Below are 24,009 nucleotides of genomic sequence, written 5' to 3' on the forward strand. Positions count from 1 at the left end.
CCGGGGGGTGGTGGAGGCGGTGGCCGTTCCCTGCAGGCCGGTCAGTGAGGCCGCGGCCGCGCTCATCCCCAGGCCCATGGCCTTGGTGAAGGTACGCCTGTCGATCACGTGGATTCCTCCGTGGTGGGTTGTTGGGGCCGGTCGGGCGTGGACGTCCCGTGGGGTGAGTGCTTGTGCGTCGCCGCGGTGCGGGTCTGTACGACCGTCCCATGAGAGCCGTCACCTGTCAAACAGGTGACGAAAGTCTGGGATCGGTCCGGCTGCGGTCCTGGTCCATGGAACAGATCCGTCGTGGCGGCGGCCCACCCGAATCCGTGCAGGTCACGGCCAGCCGGCACGGGCTCGGGGTGGACTCCAGCCGCCGGGCGAGCGGCGCGGTCGGCAGTTCGATCAGTGCCGCCGGGTCGCCGGTGCCGAGCTGCAGCCGGGCGGTCGCCCGCTTGTGGTCGCGCGAGGGCGGGACCTGGGCGACTGATAACAGGCCCCTGCACCCTGTCCGATTTGCCACACGATGTGCGGGCCGCCCCGGCAAGGAACGTCGCGCCCTCGATCGGGGGCGCGTCCGGGTCCAGCCGGAACTTCCCCGGACGTTCTACCGCGCCGATACGCTCAGCAGGCGGCGGATGTCCATCACCAGCGGGCGGGGCCAGGCGGTGTGGCCCCGGCGGGCCCGTGCGCCCGGTTTGTCGGTGCTCGTGCCGGGCGACGTCCTGGATCGGCGGAAGCCGCTCTGCGGCGCGCGCTCGATGGCGTCGCCGTGCTGGGGCGGTCACGGCAGTACGGCTGTCGTCGCCCTGCCGATGCCGAGCACACTACGTGCCTGCCCCAGTGGCGAAGGCGGGCCTGGCCGGCAGGGGGCGAGGGTGCCGCCCGCGATTCCGGCGACGGCATGGGCGCGGCTGGTGGTGATGGGAGCCGAGGTGGCGGTCGGGGCAGCGGTCTGGTCGGTGACCAGGGCGATGTGAACGGCTGCCGTGGCCGTGAGCAGGGTGGCGGTCGGACGGCCGCCGGGCCGGGGAAGGGACAGGCGGAGCGCGGCGAGGGGGTAGGGCGACCGTACGACCCGGCCGGCGCCGAAGGGGTCCACCAGCCCGGCCCCGAGTGGGGCTGTCGTGGCTGTCGCGAGCCCGAAGAGCCCCAGGAGTCCGGAGGCCGCCGCCGACAGGCCGTACGCAGGGCCGGTGAGGAGCAGGGGCGGCGAGGGCCACAGGGCGCTCCAGGCGCCGAACATCCCCGCCTGCCGGGGCAGGCACGCCAGAGGCCGGGGGAGTCGCGCAGGGTGGCGGGACAGTGAGCCCAGCCCGTCGAACAGCGGGCCGGTGCGGGGGTGCCGCTCGGCCGGGAGGCGCAGGGTGGCCGGGAGGCCGACGAGCCGACCCGGTGCGCGGGCACGCCGAACCGCCCGCAGCCGACGTACCTGGCTCCCGGACGGCGACAACGCACCTGATGGGCCGTCATCGCTTCCACAGCGCGCGGGCGCGGCTGGCACGCGACCCGTATCCCCGGGCCTGAGGGCAGAGGGTCCGGAGCCGTGCGTCGAGCTGGAACGCAGCGCCAAGGGTGTGGGTCGTCAGGCCCTGAGGCAGCCCACACCGACACATGTGGGGTCGCACCGGGAGGGCCACACGTGTGAGGGGGAGGCCGGCGAGCGAGCTACACGAGGCTGTACATCACGGACCGCCGCTGCTTGTGGCGCTGAACCCGCCCCTTGGCGACCAGTGACTCAAGGGTGTTCCGTACGACCTGCGGTGTCGGTGTCCGCTCCGGGTGCTTCTCCACCAGCTCGCCCCGCAACTCCTTTGCGAGGCACGGCTCGTCATGGGTGCCGAGCAGTTCCACCAGGACGTCCGCGAGCAGCGGCCGGCGTGGCTTCGCCTTGGTGCCGCCCTTCGCCGCGGCCCGCTTCGATGCGGGCTTCTCCGATGCGGCACGTCGTGCTGTCGCTACGGCGGCGGGCGGGGCCTCCGTGACGTCCTCCGCCTGGACGGCGGGTTCGTCCTGCGCCTGCTCGGGCAGGCGGGAGGGGGCGCTGGAGCCCTCGTACCGCTCGGTGAGGCTCAGAATGTCCGCCAGGAGGGCCTCCTCCTGCTTCAACACGGCGAGCTTCTCGGCCAGTTCCTGCTGTTGGCGGCGGTTCTCCTCCAAGTCCGACGCGGCCTGCTGCAGATATCGTGTTCGGAGCGTGTCGGCTGACTGGCTGTTCACAACGGTGCACTCCCTTGTGAGAATTGTGCTGGGGATGATACTCACCCCCGGGCCCGGCAGATGCGATACGGACGATGCCGGGTGGTCCCTCGGGTATGTCCGCTCTCCACGGTAGGTGCTGATGTGCGCCGGTGTACCTGTGTCCACAGGAGATGCGGGGGGTGTCTACGTTCCTCGCCGGTCGACTCTGCTGCCGGCGGTCTCGCCGACGGCCGGTGAGCCGGGAACCGACGGGTTCCATGTACCCGGCCTCGGGACCGGGGAGGTCGCATGTCGAGGTGTTGCATGGTGTCCCGTGGTCGCCGAGTTGGTCACCGTGAGTCGTCGGCGTGGGTCTGCCGATCATGCTGTGCCATCGTGACCGGGAGCGTAGGGCGGGATCGTCCAACGCATCATTGTCTGGCCTTCAGGGCCAGGCTGAAGAGTCACGGGATAGACCTGTCCGAAGCGGCGTTCGCCTCGGTGTCTCATCGAGTGGTCGCCGCCGTCCCAGTTGATCCCCAGGACTGGGCATCCGGCGACCTCGATGGCGCCGATCTGAAGCGGGTGGGTCCAACTTGCGCGGTTGAATCGGTGGAAGTCGGTGTGCTCATCGATCGCAACCATGACGCCCTGGCCCTGCTCGTCGCCTTCCCAGTCGTTGAGGGCGTCGACAAGCATCTCGGCGTCGTGGAGCGGCAGGTCGAGCCACCCTCGCAGTTGGCTGCCGTGTTGCAGGATCAGTTCTCCGCCGAACTGATGGTGTGCGGCCTCCGCACAGCCTCCCCAGTAGGTGACGTCGGCAAGACCGTCGGTTGACGGGTGGCCGTCTCCGGTCCAGGAGTCCAGGGCAAGCGCGTCACCGAGCACCATGCCGCAGCGGTCGACTGGTAGATCGCCAAGGATGATCGGCTTGTCTCCAGCAGGGCCGGCCCACGGCAGGCCGAGATCGATCTCCAGGACCGCGATCGTCGGTCCTCCGTCGAAGGGCGACGCCGTGGTGCCGGCCCGCACCGTCAACGGTGTGTCACCGGCGGCGGGAACCGCGACCATCTCACACATCCAGTCGCGTACGTGTCCGCCGCCGATCGACGCTGCGGCACCTGCGCGTTCCGACAGCGGTCGGCCCAGCTGCGTCCAGTGGTCGATCCACGACGCCATCCCCAACACGAGGACTCCGGACGGCGCCGGCACGGCTCCCAGGTCGATGTCCGTCTCAGCCACCCGGCGATTGAACCTTCCTCCGGCTCTCAGGATCAAGGTTCGGTCGAGTCGGTGACTGTGGTCACCGGGGGCATAGCGGCTCCAGATTCTGCCGGCCTCGGTGACCAGGCGCGTGGTGGTCTCGTCGTGACAGCCGAGAGCGCGGGCGACTACGGGTGCGGGCGTGCTGGTCGAGCAGGCTCGTCGGGTCCATCGGATGCCCGGGCTTTCGGCCGGGGAACAGCCAGGCACCGCTTCGGCTACCGGCCTGGGCGAGACCCGGCTGTTGACGCTGCTGGGCGAGTCGTCGGGCGGCTGCGGGGTCGGCGAGATGACGATCGTGCGGGACGGCACCATCGTCCACGGTTCTCACTACTGATGATCTTCGCGTGATGTCGCACCGCAGTTGCCCTTCGCTGCAGGTCAGGGCACCCGCTCCATCGACATCACGCGGCGAAACTCAGTACCTCCCGGCACCCTGGAGGCGTATCGGTCCGACGTCCCCGGCCGGGGCCATCTTTGATCGAGGCGTCTCCGCTGTTCAGAGGCGTGGAACGGGTACCGTCATCCGTCACATCGGAAGGGGCGGTGACGGCTTCGCGTACCCCCTGCGCTCCCGGTAGGCGGCCTGGCGGCACGTGATCTCTCGGAGCGAAGGCTGAGCATCGTCCCCGAAGGTTGGTGACCGCCAGGTTTTCTCACCGAACATTGAGTGGCTGCTGGGGTCTGGCTGTCTGCCCGGACGGCCGGGTTTCAGGCTCCCGTCGACACCGGTCTCTCGAAGAACGTCTCCAGGGCCACGGTCGCCTGGGTGCCGCTGACACCCTCGATCTCGTACAACCGACGGAGTACGTCCTGGAGTTGCTCGGTCGTCCCGGTCCTGACCTTGACCAGGACCGATGCGCTGCCCGCGATGATATGGGCCTCCTGCAGCTCGGGGATCGCGGCGAAGCGCTCACCGGAGTCGCCCATCCAGGCCGACGAGTCGACCATGACGAAGGCCAGCACCCCGCTGCCGACCGCGGCGGGGTCCACCTCGACTGTCGTGCGGCGGATCACCTCCGACTCGCGCAGCTTGCGCACCCGCTCATGGGCCGCGCCCGCGGAGAGCCCGACCGCCTTGCCCAGGACGGCGTACGCCTGCGTGGCGTCCTCCTGCAGCAGGTTCAGCAACTTCCGGTCCACATCATCCACGACGCCCTCCTCCAAACTACTTCCAATCAATACCCTGGACTGACCATACGGCATCCTGTAATGCGCACTGCAGACAGGATACCGTTCAGAACGGCATCTCAGGACGACTGAGGGGAACGGACATGGCCACCGGCCGTCCCGCGCTGTACGAAGTACTCGACGACAGGTTCCGTACGGAGAAGTGCGCCGCGGGTGATCTGCAACTGGAGACGCTCCACGTGGGCCTCCGCTGGGCGGAGGGGCCGCTGTACATACCGGCCTGGCGCCAGCTGATCTGGAGCGACATCCCAAACGACCGGATGCTGCGCTGGGACGAGTCGACCGGCGCGGTCAGCGTCTTCCGCTCGCCCGCGGGCCACTCCAACGGCAACACCCTGGTGACCGTGCTCGCCGACCGCTACCGGGGCAAACGGCTCAACAGCCCTAACGACGCGGCCGTGAAGTCCGACGGCTCGATCTGGTTTTCGGACCCGGACTTCGGGATCACCAGCGACTATGAGGGCCACCGCGCCGAGAGCGAGATCGGCACCAACAACATCTACCGGATCGACCCGGACACCCGCGAGGTGCGGCTCGCGACCGACGGCTTCGGCGCCCCCAACGGCCTGGTCTTCTCGCTCGACGAGAGCGAGATGTACGTCTCCGACACCCGGGCCGGCCAGATCCGAGCCTTCGAGGTACGCGCGGACGGCACCCTCTCCGACGGCAAGGTCTTCGCCGAGACCAACGGCGCGGGCGGCGGCCGCTTCGACAACATCCGCTTCGACGACCGGGGCCACCTCTGGACCGCGGCCATGGGCCACGGGGTGCACTGCTACGCCCCGGACGGCACTCCTCGGCCGCATCCTGGTGCCCAACACGGTCTCCAACATCCGCTTCGGCGTCCCGAGGCGGAACCGCCTCTTCATCACGGCGAACGACATGCTCTACTCGCTGGTCATGGGGGTCAAGGCGGCGCCGATGGCGGTTTGATCCCCACTCCGCCCCTTCCCGAAAGGATCACCATATGGAGCAGCGCGTATTGGGCAGGACGGGCCGCAAGGTGTCCGTTGTCGGACTTGGGACCTGGCAGCTGGGAGAGGGGTGGGGTGATGTGCACGAGGAGGATGCCTTCGCCGTGCTGGACGCGTCGGTCGCGGCGGGCGTGACATTCTTCGACACGGCAGATGAGTACGGCGACGGTCGCAGCGAGCAGCTGATCGGCGGCTACCTGCGGGCACGCCCGGATGCTGGAGTGTTCGTGGCGACGAAGATGGGGCGCCGGGTCGAGCAGCTGCCGGCCAACTACACACTGGAGAACTTCCGTGCCTGGACGGACCGTTCGAGGGCCAACCTGGGCGTGGACACACTGGACTTGATGCAGCTGCACTGCCCGCCGACGCCGGTGTACTCCTGCGACGAGGTGTACGACGGCCTTGACACGCTGGTCGCGGAGAAGCGGATCGCGGCGTACGCAGTGAGCGTGCGGACCTGCGACGAGGCGCTGACGGCGATCGCCCGGCCGGGCACGGCGAGCGTGCAGATCGTCCTCAACCCCTTCCGGCTCAAGCCGCTGGAGGAGGTGCTTCCGGCCGCCGCCGAGGCGGGAGTGGGCATCATCGCGCGGGTGCCGCTGGCATCGGGGCTGCTGTCCGGCAAGTACACCAAGAACACGGTGTTCCAGCAGGATGACCACCGTACCTACAACCGGCACGGCGAAGCCTTCGACCGGGGCGAGACATTCTCGGGCGTCGACTTCGAGTCCGGCGTCGAGGCGGCAGCGGAGTTCGCGGAACTGACGCCCCCCGGCACCTCCTCGGCGCAGACCGCGCTGCGGTGGATCATCCAGCAACCCGGCGTCACCACAGTGATCCCGGGCGCCCGCTCCCCGGAGCAGGCCCGCGCGAATGCGGCGGCCGCAGCGATGCCGCCGCTGCCGGGAGCGACGCTTCAGGCCGTGCGCGACCTGTACGACCGGCGCATCCGAGGACAGGTCCACCACCACTGGTAGCCGACGCCGGCCGGCGCCACCGGTGATCCGCCTGACTTCGGGCCGCTGCGGCAGTTCACCGTCGCCAACTCCAACCACCGCAACCACACCGTGCAGACCCGGGCCCTGCACGCCTATCTGCGCTGGTGATGATGTTCACGGGCCTGCTGATGTGGTTCTGGGGATGGCTGCCCTTCGTCTCCCGCACCAGCGCGATCTTCGTGCATGACTGCCTCGCCTGGGCGGTCGCTGTCGTCCTGGCCGGGCACATGCGCAAGGCGTACAGGGACCCGGAGGCCAGGCTGGGCATGCGCACCGGGTATGTCAGCCGGTCCTGGGCGGAGCGTTCCCACTCGCGGTGGCTGCGCGACGAGGAGTGAGGGCCGGGGGTGGCGTGCAGACCGTCCGGTGACCGGCTGGAGAGGGACGTTCCCGGCGTCGCGCACCGCGCGCTCCAAGGGACCGGCGGCGTGCCGGGCCGGGCCGGCGACCTGACGGTCGCGGCTCGGTCGAAAGGCGGTTTCCCGGCGGTGGGCGCAGGGCCCGGATCGGCGCCCGCGCAGTGACCGTCAGCTGGCTGATGTGCCGCCGGAAGGTGTGAAGCCAGGACGAAACGTATCGACCCCGTCGGACGGCCGGACGGAGTCGCGCATGGGGAGCCTGCGGCCAAGGGGTGTCACACCGGAGGACCATGTGCGGATGTGGCCAACCCGCTCAATCACCTGTTGAATCGGTGATAGGTTTGTTCGGGTCGCTCCCATGAGCCGCATGGGCCGGGCAGTGACCAATGTGGAGGGAAGTGTCCTCAGTCGCGGATTCGTCGTTGGGAGCGGCCCGGGGGCATACCCGGGCGGTCGTCCTCGGTGCAACGTTCGGCCGGTCGACCTGCTCATTCGTCGTGCACATGTGTCGCCGGGCGCACATCTGGTACTCGGACGGTGCCCAGGCCGAGGCGTCCGGCTTCCGGCGCGTCCCTGCCGGGCGGCACTGACCCACGGGCGCGGGCGTGGACGCCGGCGGTCGTCAGAATGTCACTCGTTCCCTTTTCAGGCAAGCTCAGCGAGCGCAGCCCGTACGGAGGGCTTCGCGTCGGCGTCGCGGTGGGAGCGGTGCCGCCGGGGCAGCGCGCTGAACGTCGTCCGTCCCGCTTGGAGGAGACCATGTCTGCATCCACCCCCGTGTCCGCCGATTCGATGTCGAGTCACCGGGCCGTCGAGAACCTGATCGCACGCTATGCCGAGCTCGTGGACGACGGTGACTTCGCAGGACTCGGCGTCCTTCTCGCCGACGCCACCTTCATCGGCAGTGGCGAGCCGGTGAGCGGCCGCGACGCGATTGAGAAGATGTTCAGGGACACCGTGATCGTGTACGCCGACGGCACACCCCGAACCCAGCATGTCACCACCAATGTGGCCGTCGAGGTGGACGAACAGACGGGTACGGCGGTCTCGCGTTCGTATGTCACCGTTCTGCAGGCGCTGCCCGACCTACCGCTGCAGCCCATCGCCGGCGGTCGGTACCGTGACCGCTTCGAGCGCCGTGACGGGCGGTGGCGCTTCGTGGAGCGACAGGTTCGGATCACCCTGGTCGGCGATGTGAGTCGTCATCTGCGCCAGGCCGCCGGACAGCAGTAGCGATCCCCGGTCTGTCTTCGGGAAGGCAGATCGGCAGCGCCACACACGGAAGCCGGAAGCCGGAGGCCGGAGAGCTGCGGCTGGAGTCGCCCACACCTCGTCACCTGGACAGCGCCCTGCGGTCGCGATGTGCGGGAATGCGGGTGAGGCTGAGACGGTCAGGGCGACCCGGTCGGCCCCGCCGTGGTGCGCGGCGGTGCCCGGCCTGCCCGGAAAGGGGAGTGCTCATGGCTGCGCCACCCGATGGGACGCAGCAGCGTCCGGCGTCACCCGACGACGGCTGGGTGACAGGCCCCTACCTCTTCGGCGGCCTGGCGCTGGAGCTGAGTGGCACGCTGAGCATCCTCATGGGTGCCGCCGGAATCGCCCAGAGCACCATCTTCGCCAACTCCCGGTATCCCTACGGGTTCAATCTCACGGCCTGGGGCTGGATCCATGTGGTGATCGGGATCGGACTCCTGGCCGCGGGTCTGGGGGTCCTGGCGGGCAGGAGCTGGGGCAGGGGCGCCGGTATCGCGCTGGGTGCGGTGAGTCTGGTCACCCAGTTCATGTTCGTTCCGTACTACCCGCTCTGGTCGATCAGTCTGATGGTGCTCGATCTCGTCGCCGTCTGGACGTTGAGCAGGTTCAGCCAATCGACCTCGTCCGGCATCCGCTGACCCCCGCCTCGTCTCCTCCGTCCAAGGGGCGGTCACTGCCGCCCTGCCGGTTCGGGTGTGTGCACCGTGGGTGCTCGCGCCGCCGGGGTGGAGTGGTGGCGGGCTACCGCGGGTGCACGGCGTAGGTCAGGTGAGTCACCCGTGACCCCGCCTCCGAACGCAGCGGCTCCAGCGCGATCCTGGACGCGTCCACCCTGTCGAAGAGGCGGATGCCGGAGCCGAACAGCACGGGTGACAGCGTGATGGAGAACTCGTCGACCAGGCCGGCGTTCAGGTGCTCCAGGATCGTCTCGCCGCCGCCGGCGATGCGGACGTCCCGGTCGCCGGCGGCCTCGCGGGCCTGCGCGACGGCGTGCTCGACGCCGTCGTTGACGAAGTGGAACGTGGTGCCGCCGGGCCGCTCCCAGGGGTCGCGCCTGGTGTGCGTCACGACGTAGACCGGGGTGTGGAAGGGTGCCTCCTCCGGCCATGCCCGCTCGCCGAAGTCGAACATGCGCTTGCCCATGACGCTCGCGCCGGTGCGCTCGAACGTCTCCCGCGCGATGTCGTTGTCGCGGCCCTCCTCGCCGCCCTCGCCGAGCTTCAGGTTCTCCCGGAAGAAGCGCAGCGGGAAGACCCACTGCTGGAGTTCCGACCACTGCGCCATCCAGCGCTGCACCTGCGGGTCGTCCTGCTTCCCGGGCGCGAAGAAGTCGTCGACCGGCGCGGGCTCGGGTGCGATGTACCCGTCCAGTGACATCGACACGCTGAAGAACACCTTGCCTGCCATCAGCCCTCAGCTCCCTTGCGAGCGGTTCCGGTGACATAGGCGGCCAGGTTGCTCAGCGTCTGCCGGCCGCCCTCGATCGCGTGGTACTTCTCGACCGCCTCGTCGCGCAGTTCCTTGGTGGGGAACACCGTGTGCATCGCGACCCGGGTCGCCGCGCCGTCCGGCGCGAAGGTCACGACCGACTCGAAGGCGTTGGGGTCGTCGCGCGACTCACCGTGCAGCAGCTCGATCCGCTCCGGCGGGGTGATCCGCAGCCAGCGGATCCACTCGGAGTAGTCGGTGCCGTCCGGTCCGTGCATGACGAAGATCCACTCCGCGCCCTCGCGGAACTCGAAGGACCGCGTGGTCGTGGTGAACCCCTGCGGACCCCACCATTGGGACAGGTGCCGGACCTCGGTGAAAGCCTCGAACACCAGCTCCCGTGGGGCGTCGATGACCCGGGAGATCACGATCTCCCGGTCGGCCGTCGCCGGATCCGTTTGCGTTTCCTTCCTTGCTCCTGCCATCGGTCAGTCCTCCTGCCGTGTCTGCTTGAGCTCCTGCACGTACGCGTCCAGGCGGTCGAAGCTCTCGTTCCAGAACCGCTCGAATCCGCCGGTCCACTCGTGGACCGGCCGCAATCCGCGGGCGTCCAGCCCGTAGAGGCGCTGCTTGCCGGCCTTGCGGTCCCGTACCAGCCCGACCTCCCGGAGCACCCGCAGATGCTTGGACGCCCGCGGCTGGGTCATCCCCAGCTCCTGGGCCAGGTCGGTCACCGGTCGTTCACCTGCCCGCAGCAGCGCCAGGATGTCCCGGCGCTGCGGCTCGGCGATCGCGTTGAAGACGTCCGATGTCGTCGCTGCTCGTGCCATGGCAGCGATCATATGCCCATATCGGCATGCGTCAAGCCGGGGGAATCCCGCGGTTCCGCCGAACGGGAATCGCAGGCTCGGGCGCCGGTGCAGACCAGGGCCACGGGGTGCGACTCCTCGCGGTCGCGGGTGACTCCGCGGCGGCCTCGGGGAACTCCGCGCGCAGTTCTCGGGGAACGCTTCGAACACCGCGGGCGCCCCGAGCGCCCGGTCGGCGTGAGTCGGCGGCCCCGAGCTGCCGGACGATCCCGTCGGTCAGGACGCCGGCGCGGCGTTGCCGTCTCTGTTCACGACCCCCCTCACGGGTGCGGCCTACCGAGCCCGCACTGCAACGTGGGTCTCTGCTGGAGGCCCGCGAGTACCGCGCCCACCGCCGACCTACCTACGACGACGACTCGCCGGGGCGGGGGAAAGCTCACCGACCGGCGCCAGCATGTGCCCGCCGTCGCCCGCGCACCACCACACGGCCGCGCCGTCCCGCTGCGAGCCGTGCACGCCGAGGTCATGCCGGGGGCACACCGGCCAGACCTGCCAGGTCCGTTCGAGCAGGCTCTCCTGGATCATGATCGCCAGACTGGTCAGTGCCACGGCCGGGTCGTCGCACATGCCCGGGAGGACGGGGCCGCCCCAGTTGAGCAGTTCGCCGTCGGCAAGACGGACACCGGCTCCCACCGGGAAGCAGTCCTGCAGAACCTCGATCTCCGGTTCGCCCTCGATCCCGCGCGTGGCCAGGTCGCGGGCCACGATCCCGAGCGCTGCTCGCAGCGTCTCCAGGCGCTCGGGGGCGAGGGCGAAGCCGGGGTCGAAGTCCATGTCGTCCAGAATGCGCCGGGCCAGGACCGTCATCTCCGCCGGTGACACCTCGGCTGGGTTGCGCTCGACGACCTCCACGAGGGCGTCGGTGCAGTGGAACCAGTCGAGCAGTTCGCAGGCGAGGGCGACGACGTCCTGCGGGTCGAGGTCGTCCTCGCGCAGACCGCGGTAGACCGCTCGCGCCAACCGGTCGGTGTCGGCCTCGTGCTCGGCCATGGTGTTCCCCACCGGCCCAGTATCGCGACTCGGCACTGCTTGGCGCCGCACCTTTACCTGCGGGCGGGCCTGTGCGGCCGGAGCGAGGGAAACCGGCCCGCTGGGGCCGGCTGTGACAGTGGGTCGTCTGTCAGACCTGACTGGGATGCTCCGAGCATGGAGATGACACTGCAGCTGACGATCGACTGCTCAGATCCGCAGAGAATGGTGACGTTCTGGGCCGAGGCCCTGGGCTACGTGCCTGAGCCTCCGCCGGGCGGGCACGCCACGTGGCGTGCCTACTGGGCGGCGGCGGGGGTGCCCGAGGCGGAGTTGCCGGCCGGTGCCGGAGATCTTCCGGAGTCGATCGTCGATCCCGCAGGGCGTGGACCGCGGGTGTGGTTCCAGCAGGTTCCGGAGCCGAAGGGCGCCAAGAACCGGTGGCACTTCGACCTGAAGGTCGGCGGGGGCCGTGACGTCCCCCTGGACGTCCGCGCACAGCGGGTCAAGGCTGTGGTGGAACGGCTGGTCGAAGCTGGTGCCACCGTGCTGCGGATCAAGGATGAGCCGGACACGGGGTTCTACGGCGTCGCCATGCAGGACCCCGAGGGAAACGAATTCGACGTCGTCTGAGCGCCGCCACGGGGCACCGGTCCCGGGCCGCCACCGTGTGTCGTCCATCAACTGCCGCCGCGTCCACTCCTGCGGCCGACCGGGCAGGTGGAGGTCTACCGCGACGGCCGTCTGCAGTGGGCCGACGCCTCCCACGAGACGCCCACCATCGGCCTGGGTGAGGTCCCCTTCCCGCCGGTGGAGGAGATCGACGCACTGGAGGAATTCACCGCCTGTCCGATCACCGCGGAGACCTTCGAGGCGGCATGGACGGCGGCCCGGGCCGGTCTGTCCGCACCCGGCCCGGGCACGGATGCCTGAGCCCGACCTGGCTTCCCCGGCATCGCCGCACCCCCACCGTCCTCGTGTCCTGACGAGGAAACCCTGTGTCGTAGGACCGGAGACGGAGTGAGTCCAGGTCCGCAGCCAGAGGCCGCAGGCGGAGTGGGCCGCATAGCGTCGGGGTGGTGGGATCACCGGGGAGGAAGGACACCTGTCATGCGTGCGATCGTGCTGCGACAGTACGGCGGCCCGGAAGAGCTGCGGCTGGAGGAGGTACCCGAGCCGGTGGCCGGTCCCGGCGAGGTGGTGGTGGGCGTCGATGCGGCGGGGATCCAGTTCGTCGAGACACAGATCCGCAGCGGGAGCATGCAGGGGGCGTCGCCGGTCGCGCCCACGATGCTGCCGTGGACCCCCGGGCGCGAGGTCGCCGGGGTCGTCGAGTCGGTCGGGGCGGGGGTCGACCGGCAGCTGGTCGGGCGACGGGTGGCCGGTCAGACCGCCACCGGTGGCGGGTACGCCGAGCGGGCGGTGCTCGCGGTCGACGGCCTGCACCTGCTGCCGGAGACGCTGGGAAGCGCCGAGGCGGTGTCCCTGCTGGGTACGGGCCGGACGGCGGTCGCACTGGTGGAGACCGCCGGAATCGGCGAGGGCGACATCGTGCTGGTGGAGTCCGCCGCCGGAGCAGTGGGCACCCTGGTGCTGCAGCTCGCCCGCGCGGCGGGTGCCGGGATGCTGATCGCGCTGGCGGGCGGGGAGGCGAAACTGGGGCTGGCCAGGGAGTTCGGCGCGGATGCGGCCATCGACTACACGGAGCCCGACTGGCCGGAGCAGGTGCGGCGGGTGGCGCCGGACGGTGTGACGGTGGTCCTGGATGCGGTCGGCGGGCCGACCGGGCTGAGCGCCTTCGAGTTGCTGGCTCCGGGCGGACGGTTCGTCATCTACGGAGCGTCCAGCGGGAGCGTCACCCGGCTGGACCCCGCCGCGGCCGCCGAGCGCGGAGTCACCGTGTCCTCCTACGTAGGCCCGCCGACCGGACATCGCGCACCCGCAGTACAGCTGCGCCAGACCCGTGAGGCGCTCGTCGCGGCGGCGGAGGGACGTCTTCGACCGGTCGTCGGGCAGCGTTTCCCGCTGGCGGAGGCATCCGCCGCGCATGCGGCGATCACCTCTCGGGCCACCGTGGGGAAGACCGTCCTCCTGCCCTGAGCGGTCGACTGCCGTCGGCTTCCGTACAGGCTCACGGTCGGCACGGCATCCGCGGACACGCCTGCCGACGAGGACGAGTCCGGGCGTATGGCCGAACTCGTCCGGAAGCCGGGGGGTCCTGTCGTGCATGAGCGGGGGACGATGCCTTCGCGGCCCGCACGCCCGACAGGGCAGGGCGATCGCGGCGAGCGGAAGGGCAGGGCGGCCTTCAACGGAGGCAAGACGTCGACGGGAGTCGTGGGTGGGCCTCCGGCCTGACCGCCCGGCTGCCCAGGGCCCTCAGGACGGCCGTGGCCTTATCGGTCCGGAGCGCGCTCCGGGGGACGGCTTGTTGGGTGCGGCGGAGCGGCACTTGAGGTCGTCCGGCTGGCGCGGCGTCACATCCGGGCTCTCAGCACGTCGACCTCGCAGCCTGGCTGGAAGGGGTCGAAGCCGTGTTCCGCCAACCAGCGGACCGCCAGCAGGCTCCGCAACGACCACCAGGCGCGGATCACGTCGAGATCGACGTCGGCGCCGTAGCCGGCGAGGACGTCGTCGAGGCGCTCCGGGTGTCCGAGCGTCAGGGTGGCGAGGTCGAACAGGGCATCGCCCGGGCCGCCCTCGGACCAGTCGATGACGCCGGTGACGTCGTCACCGTCGACGAACACGTGGGTGATCTGGAGGTCGCCGTGTGTGAAGACCGGTGTCCACGGCCGGAGCGCAGCCTCGGCTACCCGGCGGTTGCGGGTGACCAGGTCGGAGGGAAGGATGCCCTGGGTGACGAGCCGCTCGCATTCGCGGTCGAGGTCGGAGGCGATCCCGTCGAGGCTCCGCCCGGGCCATGGCGGTGGTGGGGTGTCGTGCAGTGTCCGTATGGCGGCACCTGCCGCGGCCCACGCCGCCGACGATGCGGTCGAGGGCTCGCCGAGGCGGCCGAGGGCCGTCCCGGGGAGGGCGGTGATGGCGAGCACGGGCGGCTTGTGCCAGAGGACCGCGGGCGTGGGGATGGGAGCCATGGCCATCGCCGCGACCTCGGAGTCGATGCGGGTCGGGTGGGCGTCGATCTTCAGGAACACGTCGCCGACGCGCAGGGTCGTGCGCTCGCGATGGGCTACGACGACCTCGACCTCGACCTCGTCCACGACGGCCATTATCGAGGGGCCGCCTCCCGGTGTCGCCGGGTTTTTCACCTGCGGCTGTGCGGCTGACTGTTCGCCCGGTCCGGCCGCCCTGGCGTGGCAACCCCGTGGATGCGGGCCCGGCGACCGTGCGGCGATCCCCTGCCTCGCGGCAGTGGCAACCGGTACCGTGGGCCTGCAGCGTCGTGAAGGAGAGCCCCATGAGCGCGCAGCCCGCCGCGCAGCCCGCCGACCCGAGAGTCCGCCCGTTCCCTCGCACGATCGAGGCCGTACGTGCGGCCCTGCCGGACGACCAGCAGCGCAGGCAGTTCCTGGAGGAGGTGCTGGCCACCCCGGCCGAGGACCTCGAGGACGTGGTGTCCGCCAGGTGGTACGCGCTCATGCTCGACAAGGTGCCCGGCGGTGACCAGCGGCTGGCCGACGCCCGGCTGGGCGTGAACCAGGTGCCGCTGCCCGACCTGCTGCTCGTCGACGGGGAGTGACCGGCGCCTTGCCACAGAGATGGGCTGTGAGCCTGGACATCCGTGCTGCGCAGACTCTCACCGACATGCACAAGGCAGGCGAGGAGCGGCTCCACGACGCCATCGTGCTGTTCGTCCGCGCCCTGGCCCTCGAAGTGGCCGCTGCGGCCGCCGCCGGCAAGCCGCTCGCCGGTACCAGGCTTGCGGACGGCCGCCACGCGGTGGACGTCTACGGCGAGCCGGTGCTCCTGTACTTCCTGCCGGACTCGGACGCGGGAGTGCTGCGGGTGACCGACCTGATCTGGCTCGCAGTCTGAGTCGGTGCCTTCGCGTCGCACGGCGTCGGCGCAGCACTGGAAGTCGTCGAACTGCCCGCGGTTGATGACCACGAGGTCGTGGACAGCGGTGGGATCGACTGAAGGGCGTCGCCCCGTAGGCAGTTGGGGACTCTGCCGTGATGACTGAGGCGGAGGGAACGGCGGCCCCAGACCGGCCGACGACCACGGGGCCAGCGGGACGCGTCGGCGGCGAGGGCGACGGTGCGAACGAGGTCCTCACTCTCTCGTCGGCCCGCCGATCCCACGGTGACTGTAGATGACCGTAGGTGACTCAACGTCAGGGGACTGGCGTGTGCTGCTGCAGTAGAGGCCCGATGTCACCGAACCCGCTCGCTCTGAGCCGGCGTGCGGCCAGGCCGTGCGATGCCACCGGAATCTCCAGTTCCGAATATTTGGGAACTGTGATAGTTCATGCCCGTGACCAGCGAGAACAGCGTGACCGCCATACCGGCCGCCCCGCCACCCCGGCGCCAGATCCAGACCTGGCAGGACGCGGAACACAACGCCGCCGCATGGATGCGCCACTGGGGTCACCGCGACGCCCAGGCGAAGCCGGGCGGTGCCGACGGCGGGATCGACGTCCGCTCCCGCAGCGCCCTGGGACAGGTCAAGTACCAGGCCGCGGCGGTCGGCCGTCCCGAACTCCAGAACCTCTTCGGCGCCCGCGGCCACGACATGCGCAAGCAGCTGTTCTTCTTCACCGGCAGCAGCTACGCAGCCACCGCGGTGGAGTACGCCGACCGGAACGACATCGCCCTGTTCGTCTACGCCCTCGACGGACGGATGCGCCCGGTCAACGGGACGGCACGTCGTGTCGGCCGACCTCCAGCTCCCGCGCGCCCGGCGGCAGCGGCCCCTCCCCGTACGCCCCAGGTCCCCACGGACCCGGTTCCGGTGAACGCTCCCGGCGGCGGCACGCCGACGGTCGGTACCGCCTCGGACCGGTCATCCGTGGCCCGGCGTCAGCGTTGGGCCATCGCCGCGTTCCTCACCGTGGTGGTGGTCGGCGGAGGCATCGTCCCCGCGGTGCAGAAGCATTTCCTCCGCTCCGGCAGGCCGGCAGGCGGCCTGAACCAGGACGTCACCAGCCGGCCGGACGAAAGGCCCAGTGATCCGGCGGCGCTCCTGAAGGACTTCAAGGCCTTCACCGCGAGCCGTGGAACGGCACAGGACCAGGCCGTCGTCGAGCACGTCGTCGCGATCACAGAGTCGGCCTCGCCCGCCTTCGTCAGTACCGAGATCGAGACCGACTACCCGGCGATGAGCACCGAGACCGCAGAAGGCGAACGCGTCTCCTCGTTGTTCACCGACTTCCGGAAGACCCAGGGCGGCGCCGGGAGAACCGTGATGAGGACCGTCTCCGTGTACAGCGCCACGCACACCGTCCTCTTCTACACCGCCTACTGAGCCGGGCCCCGTCGCGATGCGGTGGGCGGGCCGTGGGAATGCCCGTCACCGGACGACGGGTCGTTGCCCACCAGGGCGGCCGACCGCCGAGGTGGAGGCGGCCCGCAGGCAGGGGCGCGGACTGAACGGCCCCCGTGGGCCGCCTGACAGTTCCGGACAACCTTGGGAGCCGCCGGTCCCACCGCCTCCGATCGACTGCCGCGCCTTGGCGGTGGTCGACCCTGACGGGGAGACCGGCGACTCCGAGGCTCTGGTCGAGGCGGCGGGCCGTGTGATGGCGGCTGCGGAGGGCGCACCTCATCCGCCGTGGGGAAGTGCCGTGCGGGCCCGCCTGCCGCCTCAGATCCGCCCGCCGGTCAGCCTGGTGATCGGACCGAGCGAGCGGCGCCCGGCGCGGCGCCCTGCCAGGTACGACGTGGCGCCCAACGCCGACAGCCCCGTGCCCACACCCGCCGCGACCAGCTTCCGGTGGGCGATCGCCGTCCACGTGGTCTTGGCGACTGCCGCGACCTGTCCCGAGGCGGCGACGACGGCCTGGCGGCCGACTTGGACGCGCTCGGCCGCACTGTGCATGACCGCGGCGCCCGCCCCGGCTGCACGCTCGACCGTGTCACTGGCTGCTGACGTCACGTCACTCGACTTGTCGGCTGTCTTGCTCGCCGCCCGGGCCGCGGGAGCAGTCGCCTTCGCCGTGGTCTGCCGGGCTTTGGCAGCCGTACTCCGCTTGGATACCGCATCCGAATTCGTGTCACTGTTCGCTTGGCTCATGTACTGCGCGTTACCCCTCGCGTCAACGGCAAACACACTCCGTCAGGAGGTCGGAGCCCGCCTCACTTCCGGAGCTGACACGCCTCCCCGGGCTTGCGACGTAAGGGGACGAGATCGAGCAGTGCTGCAGGGCCTCTCGGAAGGGACGTCGGCCGCAGGCGACACGGGCGACCGACGTGAAGCCCTGCCAGCGGGACGCGATCCTGCGGTGAGACCTGTCCCGGCAGGGGCTTCACGCTGTCCATGGACGGGCGCGTCAGGCGGCGAGGACGGCTCAGAGCGCGATGAGACCCGCGGTCGTCGGCTTGAACCCGCAGGCGTCGAAGTAGAACGACCGCAGATCGTCCTCGAAGTCGACATGCAGCCAGGCGCAGCCGGCCTCCCGAGCGCGCCGGCCGGCCTCCGCGATGAGCTCGGCTCCGATCCCCGAGCGGCGACGGCTCTGTGCGACCACAGTGTCCAGGATGAACGCGTGGACGCCCCCGTCCCACACGACGTTGACGAAGCCGACGAGGTCACCGTCATGCCGTGCACAGACCCAGCCGAGGCTGTGGCGCTGCACCCGGGTCAGCCAGTCGACCTCCAGGGCCTGATGGTTGAACCCCGCCGCATGCAGCGCGTTGACGGCTGCGTTGTCGAAGTCTCCCCGCCACTCATATGTGATCGCCATGGCGCGAGCGTAGACCGCCGCCCTCCCAGCTCCCGGGCACATGGCCTCGATGCGTAGCCGCCGAGCCGTGACATGACGAGATCGACCTCAACGGTGTCGCTCGGCAGCGGCCGATCAGGCCGCCATACGGGGCGGCGGCCGTACAGCAGGGGCATCGGGGCGGTACTGGGAGGAACGCAAGGCGGCTTCCCTCATGCGTCCCGCCGGGGGTCGGACGGGACGGGTGGTGTCCGCAACCTCAGGTTCTGCTCAACCCGCACATGGTCGGGCACGGGACCGGGCAAGCTGTGGTTCCAACGGCCCGCAGGGCCGCGAAGGCAGGACTGAGGAGCCCCGGTGAGAAGTGTCGGTGCGGCTGTCGCCGCATTCTTCCGCAAGGTCTCGACCCGGCGCAGGCGCCGCGGTGAGTGGCACGATCCCGCGGCGGGCGAGCGGCATGCGCGGAGCCGCTACCTGCCCCTGGCCGACCACTACCGTCCCACCCCGGGCTCCCTGCCTCCCCCCGGAGGCCTGGGCTGACCCACCCGGTGGGTACCGTTCCCCGCGAGACTCAGCAGACGGCCGGGCCCGCTCACTTGCAGATGTTGCGGCCTGCCGCACGCCCGCGTGGAACCGGTGGGATGCCGGTCCGGCGGTCGCGAGGCGGGTGCGCGCCCAAGGGTGCACGGGAGATGCCCGACCGGGCAGGGCGGGAGCAGACCGGGCGGGTCCGGCCTGCGTCACGGATTGCCCAACGGGCCTGGTCCGTAACGGCCACGGCTCCTGCCAGGATCGTCGCCATGGGCATACAGATCGTGCCGGCCAGGACGGCCGACTTCCACCAGGTCCTGTCCGAGCACTCCCGCTACTGGGGCGAGCGCGACCTCCGGTCACTGCACCTTCTGGCACTGGTGCAGGAGTTCGGTTCGACCTGCCTGGTCGCCCGGGCCGAGGACGGGATCCATGGATACATCTTCGGGTTCGTCACGCCGACCGGCACCGGGTACGTGCATCTGGTCGCCACGCGGGACGACGCCCGCGGCAGCGGTCTGGGGCGTCGTCTGTACGCGGCGTTCGCTGAGGCAGCGGAACGTCAAGGTGCACGGCAGTTGAAGGCGATCACGTCGGTCGGGAACACCGGATCGATCGCCTTCCATCGCAGCCTCGGTTTCGACGCGAGGATCGTCGACGACTACAACGGCCCCGGCCGAGCCATGGCCGTCTTCCGCCGAGCTCTGCCGCTCACCGCCTTGACGCCCTGACCGACCAGCCGTCACCGGCAAGCATCCCGCCGGAGCACAAAGCCACCTGCGGTCTCCGCGACTTCGGGCTGATCGTCTCCTCGGGCACGGAGCAAGAGCCGAGTGCTCGGCATGGACGCGGGGCGGCGAAGCGGCGGTGAGTAACGGCAAGCCGCCGGCACATCTGCCGACGCCACCGGCCGCACGTACGCGGACAGGCTGAGGGACTCCCCGGCTTCATCGGTCGAGAGACCATCATGTGACCCATGTCACACGGAGTTCCTGTCAGCAATCCGAGTGCTGTCCCGCTCAATCACCGAAGGCAGGCGAACCGACAGGAGCTACTCATGAAGCACCGCATCGTCGTTCTCGGCGCCGGCTATGCCGGGGCCTACGTGGCCGGGAACCTGGCCCGCCGGCTGTCCCCGGTGGACACCGAGATCACCGTGGTCAACGCCGAGCCGGACTTCGTCCAGCGGTTGCGGCTGCACCAGCTCGCGGCGGGCCGGCAGATCGAGGCCCCGCAGCTCGCCGACGTCTTCGCGGGCACAGGGATACGGCTGCGCCTGGCCCGTGTCACCGCCGTCGACGCAGGGCGACAGGTCGTCGCCGTGGCCGACGCCGAGGGCGGCGGTGAACTCGGCTACGACACACTGCTCTATGCGCTCGGCAGCCACGGGGACGAAGGCGGCGTTCCAGGCGTGGCCGAGTACGCCTTCGACGTCGCCGCCCGGCCCTCGGCGCTGCGCCTGCGCGAGCGTCTGGACAGCCTGGGCGGGCGGGGCGAAGGCGGCAGCGTACTGGTCGTCGGCGACGGGCTGACCGGCATCGAGACCGCCACCGAGATCGCCGAATCGCGGCCCGGACTGTCGGTGACCCTCATCGCCCGCGGCGAGCTGGGCGCCCGGCTCTCCGCCGGAGCCCGCGACCACCTGCGCCAGGCCTGCGACCGGCTGGGCGTCACGGTCCTGGAGCACACCGTCGTCGAGACCGTCGAAGCGACGCGGGTGCTGTGCGCCGGCGGCACCGCCGTGGCGTCCGACGCGACCGTGTGGACGGCCGGGTTCGCGGTCAGCCCCATCGCCGCCGCCGGCGGGCTGGAGGTCACCGAGAGCGGCCGGATCGTCGTCGATCGGACCATGCGGTCGGTGTCGCACCCGAACGTCTACGCCGTCGGCGACAGCGCCTACGCCGTCGGTGACAACGGCCGGCCGCTGCCGATGTCCTGCGCCTCGGCCGGCTACACGGGCATGCAGGCGATCGCCGCGATCGTGGGACGTCTGACCGGCCGCAAGGTCTCCCACGCCAAGCTGGAGTACATCGGCAATCACATCAGCCTCGGGCGACGGGACGGGATCCTGCAGATGGTCGGTGACGATGCGCAGGCGAAGCCGAACTACATGGGTGGCCGGAAGGCCGCGCGGTTCAAGGCGGGCATCCTCAGGATGTCGCTGTGGACCACCTCTCACCCGACCTTCTGCCTGCCCAGGCGCAAGCACCGCCTGGCCGCCAATGGCCCCATTCCCACAGCGCCGGATGTGTCCGCCGAGAAGGTGGTCGCGTAGCCGCAAGGGTGGCCCGCGTGGACAGCACCGTCACTGATCGCTTCGACACCGGCCGGTTCGAGGCCGGCCGGAGCCGGCTGGCCTCGCTGGCGTACCGGCTACTGGGCTCCGCCACCGATGCCGAGGACGCCGTGCAGGACGCGTTCCTGCACTGGCAGGCCGCCGACCGGCAGCGCATCAGGGTGCCGGAAGCATGGCTGACCAAGGTCGTCACCAACCTGTGCCTGGACCGGCTTCGCTCGGCACAAGCCCGCCGCGAGCACACGGTCGGCGCCTGGCTGCCCGAACCACTTCTCGACGGCGACCCGATGCTCGGCCCGGCCGAGACGTTCGAGCAACGCGAATCGGTCTCCCTGGCCGTGCTGACCCTCATGGAGCGCCTGTCCCCCCTCGAGCGGGCCGTCTACGTGCTGCGCGAAGTGTTCTCCTACAGCCACGCCGAGATCGCCGAGATCCTGGACATCACGGAGTCCGCCAGCCAACAGCACCTCCACCGGGCCCGGCGCCGCGTCATAGCCGCACGCCGCAGCGGCGCCGAAGTCGACCCCGCGTCCGCCCGCAGGGTGGTCGAGGAATTCCTTGCCGCCGCCTCCTCGGGCCGCACCGAACGGCTGGTGGCGCTGCTCACCGACGACGCGACCGCGGTCTCCGACTCCAATGTCGCCGGTCTGGCCGAGAAGCTGCTGCGGTACGACACTCCACAGCGCATCGCCGCCGTCGTACGGGCCGGTTTCAAGCCCACGGCCGCGAAACGGCGATTCGCCGGTGGCGCACCCGCCGTCCACTACGCGCTCGTCAACGGCGGCCCCGCCGTCCTCTTCGTGCTCGGCGACCAGGTCGTCGGCTCCGTGACGTTCGACATCGCCAAGGGCAGGATCGCGACCCTGCGCGGCATCGCCGCCCCCATCCGCCTTACCCGCCTCACCGAAGCCTGGCGGCAGCACGGACAGGGCACGCCGCTCACCACGCCGTGGTGACACCCCCGCGTGTCCGGGGTGGCCGCCCGCGAAACCCGCCCGGTTCCGTCTCGTGCCCCCACTCGCCAAGGTGCTGAACGTGCCGACCCCGGCCGTACGGAAGCCGGGGTCGGCGTGGTCCGAACCGCCCCGGCCGGTGAGCCCCGGCACCGAGACCGTCAGGGACGTCCGTCTCGGGCACGTCCGTCTCGGGTATGCCGATGCACACACCTGGGCACACCGCACGGCCGTACGCCTGCGGGGTGACGCGGCGGCCGCCCCTGGCCTGCGGCGCGTAGCATGTCCAACCTGGAGCCGTCGTCGGGCGGCGGTCTCCTTGCACAGAGGGCGTGGTGGAGCAGGTGGCGGCCGTGGACACCCGGGGTTTCTGGGAGCTGCTGCGGGCGATTCCGGTGCCGGACGATGCGGAGTACCTGTACGGCCCCGAGCCGGACGGGCGACGTCGTGAGCACAACCTGCGGCGCTACCACGAGTTGATGGCCGCCTCGATGGCCGTCGGCGGGCCGCGGGTGATGCTGGTGGGCGAGGCGCCCGGCTATCGGGGACACACGGTGTCGGGGGTGCCCTTCACGAGCATGCGGCAGCTGACGGCCAGGCCCGGTCTCATCACCGGCGCTCCGCAGGGTGACGGGTTCGCCCTGCCGGAGCATCCTGCCGCGGACTGGGAGCAGTCCGCCGGGATCGTCTGGCGGGCACTGGCCGCGTGGCGTGGACCGCTCCCGCTCATGTGGGCGATCTACCCCAACCACCCGCACGAGCCTGGCCGTCCGGGGACCAACCGGGCGCCCCGGGCGACCGAGGTGGCCGCCGGTGCTCCGATCGCGCTGGCCCTGGCGGAGGCGTTCGGCATCACGGCGTTCCTCGCGGTGGGCCGCAAGGCGCAGGGCGCTCTGGCCCGCGCCGGTGTCGACGCCACGCCCGTCCGCCACCCGGCGCAGGGCGGTGCCCGCGCGTTCACCGAGCAGCTTGCCGCATACAACGCAGCGTCGTACGAGGGGCCCTGACCTTCGCGGGCCGGTCCAGTCGGGCCCGGCCCCGAGGTCCACGCCGAGGCCGACTGCTCACAGCCTCACGCGGCGGGCCAAGGCGGGGGATGCCCGCGACGGACGCGTCCCCGGCCCGGTGCCTGGAAACTGGGTCGCCGGTGAGGGACGGGCAGCCGTAGCGTCCGTCCATGGACTGGAGCGTATGGCACGATCGATACGACCTGGCCGACTCGTGGATGGCACGCCGGTTGCAGGCGGTTCAAGCCCAGATCGGGGCTGCTCTGTCCGGCGCCCCGGACGGTGACGTGAGGGTGATCAGCCTCTGCGCCGGGGACGGCCGCGATCTTCTGGACGTTCTGGCCGGGCACCCCCGCCGCGACGACGTCCGGGCGAAGCTCGTCGAGCTGGATCCGCGCAACACGTCGGCCGCAGCGGAGCGGGCCAGGCGGGCCGGCCTGCGGCAGGTGGAGGTGGTGACCGGGGACGCCGGCCTCATCGACCAGTACGAGGACGCGGCCCCCGCGGATCTCGTCCTTGTGTGCGGCGTCTTCGGCAACATCACCGACGCCGACATCGAGCACACCGTCGCTGCCTGCAGTCAGCTGTGCAAGGCCGGCGGAACCGTCATCTGGACCCGCCACCGCTCCGCACCCGACCGAGTGCCGCAGATCTGCGAGTGGTTCGAGGCGCAGGGCTTCGAACTGCAGTGGCTGTCGGCGGCGGACGCCGGCTTCGGGGTCGGTGTGCACCGTTTCGCCGGAACACCCGCCCCGCTGCGCCACGGCGACCGCCTGTTCGAGTTCATCGGCTACGACGTGCTCCGCCAGGGAGCCGCAGCCGAACCCACCGCCGGGGACCGACTGAGCGCCACGGAATGACCTGGGGGAGTCTCGTGTCTGACCGGTCGTCATACACTCAGGCGGGACGA

General features: G+C 70.7%; 27 protein-coding genes and 3 pseudogenes. 19 read left to right on the plus strand and 11 right to left on the minus strand.

The window, feature by feature from the left end:
- Nucleotides 1-769: 769 nt before the first annotated feature.
- The 3 genes from AOK09_RS01555 to AOK09_RS41585 all read right to left on the minus strand — a co-directional run bounded on the left by AOK09_RS01555 (nt 770) and on the right by AOK09_RS41585 (nt 3,408).
- Nucleotides 770-1,231 (minus strand): hypothetical protein, encoded by a 462-nt coding sequence (locus tag AOK09_RS01555; RefSeq protein ID WP_055585257.1) that lies wholly within the window; start codon nt 1,229-1,231, stop codon nt 770-772.
- A gap of 422 nt (nt 1,232-1,653) precedes the next feature.
- Nucleotides 1,654-2,205 carry a hypothetical protein gene (locus AOK09_RS01560; RefSeq protein ID WP_175609248.1) on the minus strand — a complete coding sequence of 184 codons (552 nt, stop codon included), beginning with the start codon at nt 2,203-2,205 and terminating at the stop codon, nt 1,654-1,656.
- 342 nt (nt 2,206-2,547) lie between these two features.
- On the minus strand, nt 2,548-3,408 hold the full coding sequence (locus tag AOK09_RS41585) for a hypothetical protein (protein WP_245687067.1): 861 nt from the start codon (nt 3,406-3,408) through the stop codon (nt 2,548-2,550).
- Between the two features lie 163 nt (nt 3,409-3,571).
- Here AOK09_RS41585 and AOK09_RS39865 point away from each other — a divergent pair, with 163 nt between their 5' ends.
- Entirely contained in the window at nt 3,572-3,766 is a 195-nt protein-coding gene (locus AOK09_RS39865) for a hypothetical protein (protein ID WP_055585259.1), read from the plus strand.
- A 374-nt stretch (nt 3,767-4,140) separates the two neighbouring features.
- Here AOK09_RS39865 and AOK09_RS01580 read toward each other — a convergent pair whose 3' ends face one another.
- Nucleotides 4,141-4,581, minus strand: coding sequence for an Lrp/AsnC family transcriptional regulator (locus tag AOK09_RS01580; RefSeq protein WP_055585260.1), 441 nt, complete (start codon nt 4,579-4,581; stop codon nt 4,141-4,143).
- 122 nt (nt 4,582-4,703) lie between these two features.
- Between AOK09_RS01580 and AOK09_RS01585 the strand changes: the two are divergent.
- The 6 genes and pseudogenes from AOK09_RS01585 to AOK09_RS01605 all read left to right on the plus strand — a co-directional run bounded on the left by AOK09_RS01585 (nt 4,704) and on the right by AOK09_RS01605 (nt 8,843).
- Nucleotides 4,704-5,553, plus strand: a pseudogene (locus tag AOK09_RS01585) (SMP-30/gluconolactonase/LRE family protein).
- Nucleotides 5,554-5,587: 34 nt separating this feature from the next.
- On the plus strand, nt 5,588-6,571 hold the full coding sequence (locus AOK09_RS01590) for an aldo/keto reductase (RefSeq protein WP_055585261.1): 984 nt from the start codon (nt 5,588-5,590) through the stop codon (nt 6,569-6,571).
- A 36-nt stretch (nt 6,572-6,607) separates the two neighbouring features.
- Nucleotides 6,608-6,697 (plus strand): annotated as a pseudogene (locus tag AOK09_RS43360) (integrase); the annotation flags it as partial.
- Nucleotides 6,688-6,930 (plus strand): annotated as a pseudogene (locus AOK09_RS01595) (cytochrome b/b6 domain-containing protein); the annotation flags it as partial. The pseudogenes AOK09_RS43360 and AOK09_RS01595, both read left to right, overlap by 10 nt.
- Before the next feature lie 780 nt (nt 6,931-7,710).
- Complete coding sequence (locus tag AOK09_RS01600; protein WP_055585262.1) at nt 7,711-8,184, plus strand: nuclear transport factor 2 family protein; 474 nt, start codon at nt 7,711-7,713, stop codon at nt 8,182-8,184.
- Between the two features lie 227 nt (nt 8,185-8,411).
- Nucleotides 8,412-8,843: a DUF7144 family membrane protein gene (locus AOK09_RS01605; RefSeq protein ID WP_245687068.1), complete on the plus strand. Its 432-nt coding sequence runs from the start codon at nt 8,412-8,414 to the stop codon at nt 8,841-8,843.
- Nucleotides 8,844-8,946: 103 nt separating this feature from the next.
- Here the strand turns inward: AOK09_RS01605 and AOK09_RS01610 are convergent, their stop codons facing one another.
- From AOK09_RS01610 to AOK09_RS01625, 4 genes are all read right to left on the minus strand, one after another.
- Nucleotides 8,947-9,612 (minus strand): dihydrofolate reductase family protein, encoded by a 666-nt coding sequence (locus AOK09_RS01610; protein ID WP_055585263.1) that lies wholly within the window; start codon nt 9,610-9,612, stop codon nt 8,947-8,949.
- Nucleotides 9,612-10,118 carry an SRPBCC family protein gene (locus AOK09_RS01615; RefSeq protein WP_055585264.1) on the minus strand — a complete coding sequence of 169 codons (507 nt, stop codon included), beginning with the start codon at nt 10,116-10,118 and terminating at the stop codon, nt 9,612-9,614. The genes AOK09_RS01610 and AOK09_RS01615 overlap by 1 nt, the downstream gene beginning before the upstream one ends.
- A gap of 3 nt (nt 10,119-10,121) precedes the next feature.
- Entirely contained in the window at nt 10,122-10,463 is a 342-nt protein-coding gene (locus AOK09_RS01620; RefSeq protein ID WP_055585291.1) for an ArsR/SmtB family transcription factor, read from the minus strand.
- A gap of 378 nt (nt 10,464-10,841) precedes the next feature.
- Nucleotides 10,842-11,504, minus strand: coding sequence for a hypothetical protein (locus tag AOK09_RS01625; protein ID WP_055585265.1), 663 nt, complete (start codon nt 11,502-11,504; stop codon nt 10,842-10,844).
- A 144-nt stretch (nt 11,505-11,648) separates the two neighbouring features.
- Here AOK09_RS01625 and AOK09_RS01630 point away from each other — a divergent pair, with 144 nt between their 5' ends.
- From AOK09_RS01630 to AOK09_RS01640, 3 genes are all read left to right on the plus strand, one after another.
- Nucleotides 11,649-12,104 (plus strand): VOC family protein, encoded by a 456-nt coding sequence (locus AOK09_RS01630; protein WP_055585266.1) that lies wholly within the window; start codon nt 11,649-11,651, stop codon nt 12,102-12,104.
- Between the two features lie 87 nt (nt 12,105-12,191).
- Nucleotides 12,192-12,404: a DUF6881 domain-containing protein gene (locus AOK09_RS01635; RefSeq protein ID WP_055585267.1), complete on the plus strand. Its 213-nt coding sequence runs from the start codon at nt 12,192-12,194 to the stop codon at nt 12,402-12,404.
- A 177-nt stretch (nt 12,405-12,581) separates the two neighbouring features.
- Entirely contained in the window at nt 12,582-13,571 is a 990-nt protein-coding gene (locus tag AOK09_RS01640; protein WP_055585268.1) for a zinc-binding dehydrogenase, read from the plus strand.
- Between the two features lie 377 nt (nt 13,572-13,948).
- Here AOK09_RS01640 and AOK09_RS01645 read toward each other — a convergent pair whose 3' ends face one another.
- Nucleotides 13,949-14,692, minus strand: coding sequence for a phosphotransferase family protein (locus AOK09_RS01645; RefSeq protein WP_245687069.1), 744 nt, complete (start codon nt 14,690-14,692; stop codon nt 13,949-13,951).
- A gap of 197 nt (nt 14,693-14,889) precedes the next feature.
- On the opposite strand from AOK09_RS01645, the gene AOK09_RS01650 reads away from it, so the two are divergent.
- From AOK09_RS01650 to AOK09_RS37160, 3 genes are all read left to right on the plus strand, one after another.
- Nucleotides 14,890-15,171 carry a hypothetical protein gene (locus tag AOK09_RS01650; protein WP_055585270.1) on the plus strand — a complete coding sequence of 94 codons (282 nt, stop codon included), beginning with the start codon at nt 14,890-14,892 and terminating at the stop codon, nt 15,169-15,171.
- Nucleotides 15,172-15,236: 65 nt separating this feature from the next.
- Nucleotides 15,237-15,467 carry a hypothetical protein gene (locus tag AOK09_RS01655; protein ID WP_157875761.1) on the plus strand — a complete coding sequence of 77 codons (231 nt, stop codon included), beginning with the start codon at nt 15,237-15,239 and terminating at the stop codon, nt 15,465-15,467.
- Nucleotides 15,468-15,899: 432 nt separating this feature from the next.
- Nucleotides 15,900-16,895, plus strand: a complete 996-nt coding sequence (locus AOK09_RS37160) for a restriction endonuclease (RefSeq protein WP_079062638.1) — start codon at nt 15,900-15,902, stop codon at nt 16,893-16,895.
- A 339-nt stretch (nt 16,896-17,234) separates the two neighbouring features.
- On the opposite strand, the gene AOK09_RS01665 is transcribed toward AOK09_RS37160, so the two are convergent.
- Both AOK09_RS01665 and AOK09_RS01670 read right to left on the minus strand, forming a co-directional pair.
- Nucleotides 17,235-17,663 (minus strand): hypothetical protein, encoded by a 429-nt coding sequence (locus tag AOK09_RS01665; protein WP_175609249.1) that lies wholly within the window; start codon nt 17,661-17,663, stop codon nt 17,235-17,237.
- Nucleotides 17,664-17,937: 274 nt separating this feature from the next.
- Nucleotides 17,938-18,333, minus strand: a complete 396-nt coding sequence (locus tag AOK09_RS01670) for a GNAT family N-acetyltransferase (protein ID WP_055585273.1) — start codon at nt 18,331-18,333, stop codon at nt 17,938-17,940.
- Nucleotides 18,334-18,669: 336 nt separating this feature from the next.
- On the opposite strand from AOK09_RS01670, the gene AOK09_RS01675 reads away from it, so the two are divergent.
- The 6 genes from AOK09_RS01675 to AOK09_RS01700 all read left to right on the plus strand — a co-directional run bounded on the left by AOK09_RS01675 (nt 18,670) and on the right by AOK09_RS01700 (nt 23,959).
- The gene (locus tag AOK09_RS01675) at nt 18,670-18,852 is read left to right on the plus strand and encodes a hypothetical protein (protein WP_055585274.1); all 183 of its coding nucleotides are present in this window, start codon (nt 18,670-18,672) and stop codon (nt 18,850-18,852) included.
- Between the two features lie 260 nt (nt 18,853-19,112).
- Nucleotides 19,113-19,574: a GNAT family N-acetyltransferase gene (locus AOK09_RS01680; protein WP_055585275.1), complete on the plus strand. Its 462-nt coding sequence runs from the start codon at nt 19,113-19,115 to the stop codon at nt 19,572-19,574.
- A gap of 326 nt (nt 19,575-19,900) precedes the next feature.
- Nucleotides 19,901-21,118 (plus strand): NAD(P)/FAD-dependent oxidoreductase, encoded by a 1,218-nt coding sequence (locus AOK09_RS01685; RefSeq protein ID WP_055585276.1) that lies wholly within the window; start codon nt 19,901-19,903, stop codon nt 21,116-21,118.
- A 17-nt stretch (nt 21,119-21,135) separates the two neighbouring features.
- A complete protein-coding gene (locus AOK09_RS01690) occupies nt 21,136-22,095 on the plus strand; it encodes a sigma-70 family RNA polymerase sigma factor (protein ID WP_175609250.1) in 960 nt (319 codons plus the stop codon).
- A gap of 329 nt (nt 22,096-22,424) precedes the next feature.
- Nucleotides 22,425-23,099, plus strand: coding sequence for a uracil-DNA glycosylase (locus AOK09_RS01695; protein ID WP_217698362.1), 675 nt, complete (start codon nt 22,425-22,427; stop codon nt 23,097-23,099).
- 170 nt (nt 23,100-23,269) lie between these two features.
- Nucleotides 23,270-23,959, plus strand: a complete 690-nt coding sequence (locus AOK09_RS01700; protein ID WP_055585278.1) for a class I SAM-dependent methyltransferase — start codon at nt 23,270-23,272, stop codon at nt 23,957-23,959.
- Nucleotides 23,960-24,009 lie beyond the last annotated feature (50 nt).

This window comes from Peterkaempfera griseoplana, from assembly GCF_001418575.1.
Classification (GTDB): domain Bacteria; phylum Actinomycetota; class Actinomycetes; order Streptomycetales; family Streptomycetaceae; genus Peterkaempfera; species Peterkaempfera griseoplana.